The 10,472-nt window shown below is 72.0% G+C and carries 12 protein-coding genes; 5 read left to right on the top strand and 7 right to left on the bottom strand.

Features of this window, described 5'->3' with window-relative positions:
- Window positions 1-401: 401 nt before the first annotated feature.
- A complete protein-coding gene (locus ACFWM2_RS09670) occupies window positions 402-1,640 on the top strand; it encodes a histidine kinase (RefSeq protein ID WP_383275401.1) in 1,239 nt (412 codons plus the stop codon).
- Entirely contained in the window at window positions 1,637-2,302 is a 666-nt protein-coding gene (locus ACFWM2_RS09665) for a response regulator (RefSeq protein ID WP_383275398.1), read from the top strand. The genes ACFWM2_RS09670 and ACFWM2_RS09665 overlap by 4 nt, the downstream gene beginning before the upstream one ends.
- Here ACFWM2_RS09665 and ACFWM2_RS09660 read toward each other — a convergent pair.
- A complete protein-coding gene (locus tag ACFWM2_RS09660; protein ID WP_383275395.1) occupies window positions 2,263-2,541 on the bottom strand; it encodes a DUF6332 family protein in 279 nt (92 codons plus the stop codon). The genes ACFWM2_RS09665 and ACFWM2_RS09660 overlap by 40 nt on opposite strands.
- Before the next feature lie 73 nt (window positions 2,542-2,614).
- Window positions 2,615-4,105 carry an MFS transporter gene (locus ACFWM2_RS09655; protein ID WP_383275392.1) on the bottom strand — a complete coding sequence of 497 codons (1,491 nt, stop codon included), beginning with the start codon at window positions 4,103-4,105 and terminating at the stop codon, window positions 2,615-2,617.
- Between the two features lie 85 nt (window positions 4,106-4,190).
- Here ACFWM2_RS09655 and ACFWM2_RS09650 point away from each other — a divergent pair, with 85 nt between their 5' ends.
- Entirely contained in the window at window positions 4,191-4,592 is a 402-nt protein-coding gene (locus ACFWM2_RS09650; RefSeq protein ID WP_383275389.1) for a MarR family winged helix-turn-helix transcriptional regulator, read from the top strand.
- Between the two features lie 124 nt (window positions 4,593-4,716).
- Here ACFWM2_RS09650 and ACFWM2_RS09645 read toward each other — a convergent pair whose 3' ends face one another.
- From ACFWM2_RS09645 to ACFWM2_RS09625, 5 genes are all read right to left on the bottom strand, one after another.
- A complete protein-coding gene (locus tag ACFWM2_RS09645) occupies window positions 4,717-5,544 on the bottom strand; it encodes a maleylpyruvate isomerase family mycothiol-dependent enzyme (protein WP_383275386.1) in 828 nt (275 codons plus the stop codon).
- 175 nt (window positions 5,545-5,719) lie between these two features.
- A complete protein-coding gene (locus ACFWM2_RS09640) occupies window positions 5,720-5,962 on the bottom strand; it encodes a hypothetical protein (protein WP_383275383.1) in 243 nt (80 codons plus the stop codon).
- Window positions 5,941-6,174: a hypothetical protein gene (locus tag ACFWM2_RS09635; protein ID WP_383275379.1), complete on the bottom strand. Its 234-nt coding sequence runs from the start codon at window positions 6,172-6,174 to the stop codon at window positions 5,941-5,943. The genes ACFWM2_RS09640 and ACFWM2_RS09635 overlap by 22 nt, the downstream gene beginning before the upstream one ends.
- Window positions 6,175-6,321: 147 nt before the next feature.
- The gene (locus ACFWM2_RS09630) at window positions 6,322-7,485 is read right to left on the bottom strand and encodes an MFS transporter (RefSeq protein ID WP_383276488.1); all 1,164 of its coding nucleotides are present in this window, start codon (window positions 7,483-7,485) and stop codon (window positions 6,322-6,324) included.
- Window positions 7,486-7,781: 296 nt separating this feature from the next.
- Window positions 7,782-8,561, bottom strand: coding sequence for a DeoR/GlpR family DNA-binding transcription regulator (locus ACFWM2_RS09625; RefSeq protein ID WP_383275376.1), 780 nt, complete (start codon window positions 8,559-8,561; stop codon window positions 7,782-7,784).
- A 123-nt stretch (window positions 8,562-8,684) separates the two neighbouring features.
- Here ACFWM2_RS09625 and ACFWM2_RS09620 point away from each other — a divergent pair, with 123 nt between their 5' ends.
- A complete protein-coding gene (locus tag ACFWM2_RS09620) occupies window positions 8,685-9,578 on the top strand; it encodes an SIS domain-containing protein (protein WP_383275373.1) in 894 nt (297 codons plus the stop codon).
- A 33-nt stretch (window positions 9,579-9,611) separates the two neighbouring features.
- Window positions 9,612-10,463: a ketose-bisphosphate aldolase gene (locus tag ACFWM2_RS09615; protein WP_383275370.1), complete on the top strand. Its 852-nt coding sequence runs from the start codon at window positions 9,612-9,614 to the stop codon at window positions 10,461-10,463.
- Window positions 10,464-10,472 lie beyond the last annotated feature (9 nt).

The raw sequence follows: 10,472 nt of genomic DNA, 5'->3' as shown, positions 1-10,472 counted from the left end.
GCTCGCGGGATCCGGTCGTACCCGCCTGGTCTCGCCCCCACCGGGCAACCGTGTCGCCGCGGCTTCCGTGCTCGCGGGATCCGGTCGTACCCGCCTGGTCTCGCCCCCACCGGGCAACCGTGTCGCCGCGGCTTCCGTGCTCGCGGGATCCGGTCGTACCCGCCCGGTCTCGCCCCGCCGGGCAACCGCGTCACCGCGTCACCGCGACTCTCCGGGCTCGCAGGATCCGCCGGGCCCGCGGGATGCGACGCCCCGCAGGGTCTGCCGTTCCCGCAGGATCCGCCGCCCCGCAGGATCCGCCGGATCCGTCGAATCGGCCCCGCGGTACTCCCGGGGGAGTACACGTGATCACCACGCCCGGCTGACGCCGTCCATGGCCTGCGGCGTCTAGCGTGACGGTCATGGAAGAGCAGCGCACCCGCAGGTCCCCGCTCTGGGGAGGCCCCGAGTGGTGGCGGCACGGGCCGCCGGGGTGGTGGAACCGCCAGGGCGACCAGGCGCGCGGCGCCCGCCTGCCGTGGCCCTCCACGTTCGTGCTCACCGCGTTCGTGCTCATCGGTTCCCAGTTCGCGGCCCAGGCGCAGGAGGGGGACCGGGCGCTGCTGGACCCCTTCGCCCGGGTGCTGCTGCTCGTGGGCTCGGGCGTGCTGCTGTGGCGGCAGCGGTATCCGGTGTTCGTCGTGTTCGTCACGGCCGCGGCGGCGATGCTCTATCTGGGCGCCGGATACGCGTACGGCCCGGTGTTCTTCACCGTGGCCGTGGGCTGCTTCAGTGCCGTCGTCGCCGGGCATCGCAGGGCCGCCTGGATCGCGGTGGGGATGCTGTGGACCGGGCACGTGCTCATCGCGCACTGGCTCTACCGCTGGCTGCCGCCGTCGGGCGACGGTCCCTCCGCCTGGGGGCAGGAGGTGGTGGTCGCCACCTGGGTGGTGGCGATCGTGGCGGTGTCGGAGCTGGTCCGGGTACGCCGCGAGCAGTGGGCCCGGGAGCGTGCCGAGCGCGCGCAGGGGGCCCGTCGGCGTGCCGACGAGGAACGGCTGCGGATCGCCAGGGAACTGCACGACGTGCTCGCGCACAGCATCTCGGTGATCAACGTCCAGGCGGGTGTCGGTCTCGCCCTCCTCGACTCCGATCCGGAGCAGGCGCGCACGGCGCTCACCACCATCAAGGCGGCCAGCAAGGAGGCGCTGGGAGAGGTGCGTCAGGTCCTCGACACCCTGCGCGCACCGGGCGAAGCCCCGCGGGCCCCGGCGCCGGGCCTGGACCGGCTTCCCGAACTGGTCGACCAGGCGGCGAGCGCCGGGCTGACGGTCGAGGTTCTGGGCGCGGCGCCGGACCTCGTGCCCGGTACCGACCTCGCCGCGTTCCGTATCGTCCAGGAGGCACTGACCAACGTCGTACGGCACTCCGGGTCGCGGCACGCGCGCGTGCTGGTCGATCAGGCGGCGGGCGCACTGCGGCTGCGGATCGACGACGACGGCCCCGCGACCGGTGAGGACGCCGGCGGCAGCGGCAACGGGCTCGCCGGAATGCGGGAACGGGCCGCCGCCCTGGGTGGCACGATCGAGGCGGGCCCACGCGCCGACGGCGGTTTCCGCGTGCTGGCGGTACTGCCACTGAAGCTCAAGGAGGACCGGTGATCCGCGTACTGCTGGCCGACGACCAGTCGCTGGTGAGGGCAGGCTTCAAGGCGCTGCTCGACGCACAGCCGGACATCGAGGTGGCCGGGGAGGCCGCCGACGGTGAGGAGGCGCTGGGCAAGGTGCGTGTACTGCGGCCCGACGTCGTCCTGATGGACATCCGCATGCCACGTCTCGACGGTCTCGCCGCCACCCGGCGCATCACCGGGGAACCGGACCTGAAGGACGTCAAGGTGGTCATGCTCACCACCTTCGAGCTGGACGAGTACGTCTTCGAGGCGATCCGCTGCGGAGCCTCCGGCTTCCTGGTCAAGGACACCGAGCCGGAGGAACTGCTGCGCGCGGTACGGGCGGTGGTCGAAGGGGACGCGTTGCTCTCGCCGGGCGTCACGCGCCGGCTGATCGCGGAGTTCGCGGCCCGCTCCAAGGAGCCCGCGGTCGCCGATTCGCTCGCCGAACTCACCGACCGGGAAAGGGAGGTGATGGCGTTGGTCGGCATCGGCCTGTCCAACGACGAGATCGCGCGCCGCCTGGTCGTCAGCCCGTTGACGGCGAAGACCCATGTCAGCCGCACCATGGTCAAGCTCGGCGCCCGCGACCGAGCCCAACTGGTGGTGCTGGCCTATGAGTCGGGGTTGGTGCGGCCGGGGTGGCTGGGCTGAGTCCCGTCCGTGCGGCCGAAGCGGACCAGGACGCTGACCACCCGTACGGCGAAGAGCGCGGTGGCCAGCAGAACGCCTGATGCGAGCAGCGCCTTTTCGACGTAGACCGGGAGCTCGAAGAGCAGGGCGGGGCCGCCGACGGCGCCGAGCACGACGGCCGCCGCGAACGCCGCGCTGAACAGCGCGTATCCGATCTCGACCGTCATCGCGTCCCGCTGTGCCTGTGTACGTTTCCCCATCCAGGGAGTCAAACAGGCGTACGCCCGGCAGGCAAGGAACTGCCCGCCGGGCGCACTGGGTTGGAGCGGGGCGTCAGTCGACGACCGCCACCTTCGCCTCCTCCGTCTCCTGCTGCACGGAGCGGACGACGAGGATGCTCTCCTGCACGGGCCGCGTACGTCGCGTCCGCAGCCCGGTGAGCGTGATCAGCAGGCCCACCAGAGCGATGCCCGTCACCACGACGAGGCCGGAACGGTAGCTGTCGAGGACGTCCTGCGGGGAGGAGCTCTCGGAGGAGTTCGCGGTCACGACCGCCGTCACGACGGCCAGGAAGATGGCGCCGCCGACCTGGACCGAGGTGTTGAGCAGTCCGGAGACCATGCCCTGCTCGTGGTCCTCCACGCCGTTCGTGGCCTGGATGTTGAGCGAGGGGAAGACCAGGGCGCAGGCCGCGCCGATGAGCAGCATCGTCGGCAGGATGACCGCCGCGTAGACCGGGTCGAGGTCGACACGGAGGAAGAGCGCGTACCCGACGACCATCAGCGCGAAGCCCGCCGCGATGAGCCGCGGGGTCCCGTAGCGGTCGACGATCGCCCCCACCTTGGTGGAGGACAGGGCGACCAGTGCGCCGGCGGGCAGGAAGGCGAGCGCGGTGTGCAGCGCCGACCAGCCGAGCAGTGACTGCATGTACAGCGTCACCATGAACTGGAATCCGACGTACGAGCCGAAGAAGGCCATGGCACCGAGCTGGGCCCGGATCTGGCTGCCGGAGCGCAGCACGCCGAGCCGGATCAGCGGGCTCGGGCTGCGCCGCTCGATGGCCACGAACACGGCGAGCAGTACGGCGACGGCGACGAACGAGAGCAGCGTGCGGGCCGAACCCCAGCCCACTTCGGGCGCCTGGACGACCGTGAAGACGAGCAGCAGCATCGAGGCGGTGCCGATGATGGCGCCCGGGATGTCGTACCCGCGGTGGTCCTTCTCGCGCTCGCTGCGCGGGATGAGCTTCAGGCCTGCCAGCAGCGCGATGACCGCGATCGGCGCGGGCAGCAGCATGGTCAGCCGCCAGCTGGCCTCGGTGAGCAGGCCGGACAGCACGAGGCCCATGGAGAAGCCGGTGGCCGCGCAGGTGGTGTAGATCGAGAGGGCGCGGTTGCGCAGCGGGCCCTCGGCGAAGGTCGTGGTGATGATCGACAGACCGGCCGGCGCGGTGAACGCGGCGCTCAGACCCTTGATGAAGCGGCTGGCGATCAGCAGGGGGCCGGAGTCGACGAGGCCGCCGAGCAGCGAGGCGAGCGCGAAGACGCCCAGGGCCACCAGGAAGACCTGGCGGCGGCCCAGCAGGTCGGCGGTGCGTCCGCCGAGGAGGAGCAGTCCGCCGTATCCCAGGATGTAGCCGCTGACGATCCATTGGAGCGTCGAGGTGGAGAGGTCGAGTTCGGAGCCGATGGACGGCAGGGCGACGCCGACCATCGACACGTCCAGCGCGTCCAGGAACATCGCGGCGCAGAGCACGAGCAGGGTGCCCCACAGCCGGGGGGTCCAGCGCCCCTGTGCCGAGGGGTGGGTGAGCGGAGAGGTCATGGCGATGAGAGTACATGCACACGCATCCAATGCAAATGCATTTAATTCTGATGCAACAAAGTCGATTCTTTGCTACCGTGCGCCCATGGCGGCGGAGAAGGCCGAGCAGGTGCTCGTGGACCAATGGCGCGACATCCTCGCGGTGCATGCGCGCACCCTGTGCGAGCTCGACCGTGAGTTGCACCGACACGGCCTCGGCGCCAGCGACTTCGAGGTGCTGGACGTACTGACCGAGGGCACCGCGTCGGACGGCGGCGCCTCGTACCGCGTGCAGGAGATCGCCGAGCGCGTGCATCTGAGCCAGAGCGCGCTGTCCCGGCTGATCGGCCGTCTGGAGAAGGACGGTCTCGTGCTGCGCGGGATGTGCGAGGAGGACCGGCGGGGCGTCCGTGTGTGCCTCACGCCGAAGGGGCGCGCGCTGCACGGTGAGGTGCTGCCGGTGCAGCGCGCGGTGCTGACGCGGATGCTGGCGGCCGACCCGGCCTGATCCCGGTTGGCGACGGCAGGCCCGGCCTGACCCCGGTTTGGCGGCGGCCGACCCGGCGCGACCCCGGGTTTGGCGGCCGGCCCGGTGACGCCGGGTCAGCCGGAGCCGGCCGTCGGCGATTCCGTCAGTTCCAGGTGACGGCCGACTTCTCCCGCCACAGGACCGCGAGCTCGGCGTCGCCCGTCACGTTCGGGAACGGCCGGCGGTTCCACAGCGCCAGATACAGCTGCGCGGCCGGGCCGGTCAGCTCGCAGTCGGCCTCCCCGCTCTCACCCCGCTCGCTCACGAGCGGCTCGGACGACAGCCGTACGGTCCATACGGCGCCCGGGGCCACGCCCGCCGCCCGGCTCTCGTGCCCCGCCCCCGCAGCAGCACTCACCGTGGCGCCGTCGCCGCCCCCGAATGTGTCCGTGTCCGGATCGGTGGCCCGCACGCGCAGCACGCGGGGGACCTGCGAACGGACCGTGCTCTTCGCGCGGACATGGAAGCCGCGCAACAACTCGTCGATCCCGTCCAGCGCGAAGTCCGTGGCGATCGCGGTCGGTGTCCCGCCGAGCGCCGACTCGGCGTCCACCCGGTGCACGGTCGTCTCGTGCGCCTGCCGCCGTGCCCAGAAGGCCAGCGGGGACGGCGCCGGCAGGAAGCTCCAGCACTGCACGTCGGACGGGGCCGTCGAGAGCGTGTCGACCAGTCGGCGGTGCCCCTCCCGGAACCAGGCCAGGAGCTCGTCGCCGTCCAGCTCCGGAAGGCCCTCGTCCGGGTGATACGAGGTGTACCCCTCGGCCACGAACGCGGTCGCCCAACGGTGCACCATGCCCGCGTGCCGCACCAGGTCCCGTACCTGCCAGCCGGGACAGGTCGGCACCTTGGCGTCGCTCCCCGCCTCCTCGGCGGCTGCGGCCAGCAACGGACCCTCTCTGCCCAGTGTTTCCAGGAACCGCGCAATCTCCATGCGATGAGTGTGCCGGATGGAGTGGGGCGGAGGGAGTGGGGCGGAGAGGAAGAGGCGTTACGACGTCCGGGTGGACGGGTGGACGGGTGGACGGGTGGACGGGTGGACGGGTGGACGGGTGGACCGGTGGACGTGCGGGCCGGGGATGCGGGTCGGGCCCCACACGTCCGCTGCCTCACGCACACAACGTGCCGCAGCACCGGTCGGGCAGATCCTCGCGCGCGAGCAGCAGGTCGGCGAGGACGACGTCGTACGGCGGATCCGCCCGTCGGATGCGCCCCTGGCCCTCGTCGGGCTCGCTCTGCGTCTCCCAGTGCGCCTGCCGGCCGAACTTCTCGAACCGCGTGTTGAGCCGGGTCGTCGGCCGACGCTGGTCGCGCTGCTCGTCGTCGACCATCAGTCCCCTGATGACCTGCATGACCAGCCCCCCTCCGACGGCCGCAACGTCAGGAGTGTCTCGAACGTCCAGTCACCGTCGTCGAGGACAGGCCTCGTCAACGAGGCGCCGAACGGCGGGAGTTCGGCGTTGAGCGCCCGCAGCCCCTCGCTGGGTACGCGGCGCGGGAGGGTGCCCGTGCTGCGCAGCGAGACCTGCTGCTGCCGGACGCCGGCGTGACGTGCAGATGTCACTGGGCGCCAGGGGCGAGATGGCGGCTCGCGACCAACTGCGGGGAGGCGTACGGCTGTTGGTGGTCCAAGGGTCCGGGCTCCCGCTCTCCACACGGGAGGCCCTCGCCCGTAGGCGCACGCGCCCACCACGGACGGCGGGGTACGTCGTCAGCTCACCGCCGCGCGGCGGGTCGCGAAGCCGATCATGGCTGCCACCGCCGCCAGCACCGCCACACTCGTCAGTGCCGTCGGCAGCGAGTACCAGTCCGCCATGAACCCGATCGCCGGCGGGCCGAGCAGCATGCCTCCGTAGCCCAGGGTGGAGGCGGCTGCGACCCCGGTCGGGCCGGCGAGTGCCCCGGCCCGTTCGACGGCGACGGGGAAGATGTTGGCGAGACCGAGGCCTGTGACGGCGAAGCCGAGCAGGGCCGCCCAGACGGAGGGCGCCAGCGCGCCGAGCAGCATGCCGAGCGCCGCCGTCGTGCCGCCCGCCACCAGGGTCCGGGTCCGGCCCAGCCGTTCGAGCAGCGTCGTACCGCTCAGCCGCCCGATGGTCATGGCGAGCGCGAAGCACGAGTAACCCGCGGCCGCGACCCCCGGGTGCGCTTCGAGGTCCTGCTCCAGGTGCAGCGCTCCCCAGTCGGCGAGCGCTCCTTCGCCGTACGCGGTGCAGAGCGCGATCAGGCCGAAGACCACGACCAGTCCGCGCGTACGGCTGTCGAGGCGGCCCGGGGCGCGCTCCTGGTGGCCCGGGCGGTCGGGCGGCGCCGGGGGCTCCTGGCGCAGCAGCGTGCGCCCCGCGACGGCGGTCACGAGGAGAGCGATCACGGTGAGGCCGAGCAGATGGCGGGTCGGGGACACCTGGCCGGCGACCAGTCCGCCGAGCCCGGCGCCGAGCATGCCGCCCAGGCTGAACGCCGCGTGGAAGCTGGGCATCACCGGGCGCCGCAGGGCGGCCACGAGGTCGACGGCGGCGCTGTTCATGGCGACATTGATGCAGCCGTACGCGGCCCCGAAGACCAACAGAACCGCGCCCAGTGCCGGCGCCGAGTGCGTGAGCGGCGGCAGTGCGACGCTCAGGGCCAGCAGGACGCCGCAGACCACGGTCACGGGATGGCTGCCGAAGCGTCGGCACAGCCGGCCGGTGAGCATCATCGTGATCACCGCACCGGCGGAGACCCCGAGCAACGCGAGCCCGAGCGCGCTGGCCGAGGCGCCGGTCTGCTCCTTGATCGCCGGAATCCGCACGACCCATCCCGCGAAGACGAATCCGTCGAGGGCGAAGAAGACGGTGAGGGCGAGTCGGAGCCGGGCCAGGTCGTTGCCCGGCACGACGCTGTGCACGGGGAGTTTGTTTATTAGCGGCACAAAGTCAGGGTAAAGGTGTGCCGGGTTGCATACAAGGGAGGGGGCGCGGATGCCGCGGGCGGGGTGCCGGGTGCGGTGCGGTGCGGTGCGTTGGAGGGGCGCGGCGGCGGTATGGAGAGGTGGCCGGATGGGTCGCCTCGGCGATGTGGCGGGTTCCTCCTGGGCCGGCTGGCCGCCCGGCCGGCGCTTTGTGCGCCCCTGACCCGACCCGGTCCCGGACGAGTCCCGGTCCTGGGTCCTGGCTCTGGTCCCGGCTCGGCTCAGACCGCGACGACCTCCACCCCCGCCTCCTCGAAGCGGCGCACGGTGTCCTCGTCGACCGCCGCGTCCGTGACAAGGGTGCCGATCGACTCGGCGGAGCAGATGCGGGCGAACGCGCGCTGGCCCAGCTTGCTGGAGTCGGCGGCCACGATGACGCGCTCCGCGCGTTCGCAGAGCAGGCGGTTGATCGCGGCCTCCGCCTCGTCGTGCGCCGCCGCCCCGTGGGTGGCGTCGAAGGCGACGACGCCGAGCACGGCCACGTCGATGGTGATCTGCCCCAGCACGCCGTCCGCGAGGGGGCCGATCAGCTCGTACGACTGCGGACGGGCCACCCCGCCGGTCACCACGATCTTGAACTGGGGCCGTACGGCGAGCTCGTTGGCGATGTTGAGCGCGTTGGTCACCACGGTCAGCGCAGGTGAACCCGACGCGAGGTCGGGGCGTACGGCCAGGGCGCGGGCCACCTCTGTGGTGGTCGTGCCGCCGGTCAGGCCCACCGCCTCGCCTGGCGCGATGAGCTCCGCCACCGCCTTGGCGATGCGCTGCTTCTCGGAGGCGTGGCGGGCGGTCTTGTAGCGCAGCGGCAGCTCGTACGACACGCCGTGGACGACCGCTCCGCCCCGGGTGCGGACGAGCATCTGCTGCTCGGCGAGCTGGTCGAAGTCGCGCCGGATCGTCGCGGCCGACACCGCCAGTTCCGTCGCGGCCTCCTCGACATCCAACCGGCCCCGCTCCACGAGCAGTTCCAGCAGGGCCTTCCAGCGGGCGTCGCGCGACATCCGCACACTCCGTTCCTCGATCTTCCGCGACCCTAGCGCACCTGCCCTCTTCTGCAGTTTGCTTGATTGTGCTCGAAAGCTCGCGATATCTTGCAAGAACAAGCATTGGCGGGAAGGGTACGCATGACATATGTCGAGAACGAGCTGAGCAGCCAGCCCGAGTGCTGGGCCCGGGCCGCGGAGCAGGCCACGGCGCACGGTGCCGCGCTGCCCGCACCGGGGGAGCGGGTCGCGATCGTGGGGTGCGGCACGTCGCTCTTCATGGCGCAGTCCGCCGCCGCGCTGCGCGAACAGTCCGGACAGGGCGAGACGGACGCCTTCGCCGCCTCCGAGTTCCCGCACGGACGCACGTACGACCGCGTGGTCGCCCTCACCCGCTCGGGCACCACCACCGAGGTGCTCGAACTGCTCACCCGGCTGCGGGGGCGTACCCGTACGACCGCTGTCACCGCGGATCCGCACACGCCCGTCATGGAATCGGCCGACGACGTCGTCGTGCTCGGCTTCGCGGACGAGCGGTCCGTCGTGCAGACCCGGTTCGCGACGACCGCGCTCACCCTGCTCCGCGCCCACCTCGGACTGCACACCGACGCCGTCGTCGCCGACGCGCGCACGGCGCTGGAGACCCCGTTGCCCGAAGGGCTCGTCGACTGCACGCAGTTCACCTTCCTCGGCCGCGGCTGGACCGTCGGACTGGCCAACGAGGCCGGGCTCAAGATGCGTGAGGCCTCGCTGGCCTGGACCGAGGCCTATCCGGCGATGGAGTACCGGCACGGGCCCATCAGCATCTCCACCCGCACCACCGCCACCTGGATGCTCGGCGAGGCGCCCGAAGGGCTGGCCGAACAGGTGCGGGCCACCGGCGCGTTGTGGGTGGCCGGCACTCTCGACCCGCTAGCCGAACTCGTCCGCGCCCAGCGCCTCGCGGTCGCGGTGGCAGAGGTCCGCGGACTGAACCCGGACCAGCCGCGCCATCTGACCCGCTCGGTGATCCTCAGCGGCACACCGGCTCACTGAATCGGCTCGACCACCCGCTGAGAAGGAGGAGTTGTGCCAATCGCAGCAACCGGTGAGCTCGTCGCCGCGGCCGTCGAGGCGCGGTCCGCCGTCGCCGCGTTCAACATCATCACCCTGGAGCACGTCGAGGCGGTCATCGCCGGCGCGGAGTCGGTGGAGTCGCCCGTCGTTCTCCAAGTCAGCGAGAACGCGGTGAAGTTCCGCTACGGACGGCTGTTGCCGCTGGCCCGCGCCGCGGCCGCCGCCGCCGAGCGCGCCGCGGTGCCCGTCGCGCTCCATCTGGACCACGTGCAGAGCGACGATCTGCTGCGGCAGGCGGCCGGGGCCGGGTTCAGCTCCGTGATGTACGACGCGGCCCGGCTCCCGTACGAGGAGAATCTCGCCGCCACCCGCTCGGCCGCCGACTGGGCGCATGCCCAAGGCCTGTGGATCGAGGCCGAGTTGGGGCAGGTCGGCGGGAAGGGCGGCGAACCGGCGCTCGACGCGCACGCGCCCGGCGCCCGTACCGATCCCGCCGAGGCCCGTGCCTTCGTCGCCGACTCGGGCGTGGACGCTCTGGCCGTCGCGATCGGCAGCTCGCACGCGATGACCACCCGCACCGCGGCTCTCGACCACGAGTTGCTCAAGCGGTTGACCACGGCCCTGGACGTGCCGCTCGTCCTGCACGGCTCCTCCGGAGTGCCGGACGACGAACTGAAGGCGGCCGTCGCGGGCGGCATCGCCAAGGTCAACGTCGGTACCGCGCTGAACATCGCGATGACAGGCGCCATCCGCGAGTTCCTCGCCGGCCACCCCGAAGCGGTGGACTCGCGCAAGTACCTCAGCGTGGGACGGGAGGCGATGGCGCGGACGGTCGCACGTCTCATCGGCGTCCTGCGGGGCTGAGCCGGGGTG

This window comes from Streptomyces sp. NPDC058371 (assembly GCF_042723265.1).
In the GTDB taxonomy this organism is placed as follows: Bacteria; Actinomycetota; Actinomycetes; order Streptomycetales; family Streptomycetaceae; genus Streptomyces.
Note: the sequence above shows the minus strand (reverse complement) of the source record. Positions and strands in the feature narration are given on the sequence as shown.

Coding starts and splice junctions, on each gene's coding strand:
- ACFWM2_RS09660 (WP_383275395.1), bottom strand. CDS start 2,541: ATGGGGAAACGTACACAGGCACAGCGGGACGCGATGACGGTCGAGATC.
- ACFWM2_RS09625 (WP_383275376.1), bottom strand. CDS start 8,561: ATGTCGCGCGACGCCCGCTGGAAGGCCCTGCTGGAACTGCTCGTGGAG.
- ACFWM2_RS09620 (WP_383275373.1), top strand. CDS start 8,685: ATGACATATGTCGAGAACGAGCTGAGCAGCCAGCCCGAGTGCTGGGCC.
- ACFWM2_RS09645 (WP_383275386.1), bottom strand. CDS start 5,544: ATGGAGATTGCGCGGTTCCTGGAAACACTGGGCAGAGAGGGTCCGTTG.
- ACFWM2_RS09670 (WP_383275401.1), top strand. CDS start 402: ATGGAAGAGCAGCGCACCCGCAGGTCCCCGCTCTGGGGAGGCCCCGAG.
- ACFWM2_RS09650 (WP_383275389.1), top strand. CDS start 4,191: ATGGCGGCGGAGAAGGCCGAGCAGGTGCTCGTGGACCAATGGCGCGAC.
- ACFWM2_RS09655 (WP_383275392.1), bottom strand. CDS start 4,105: ATGACCTCTCCGCTCACCCACCCCTCGGCACAGGGGCGCTGGACCCCC.
- ACFWM2_RS09640 (WP_383275383.1), bottom strand. CDS start 5,962: ATGCAGGTCATCAGGGGACTGATGGTCGACGACGAGCAGCGCGACCAG.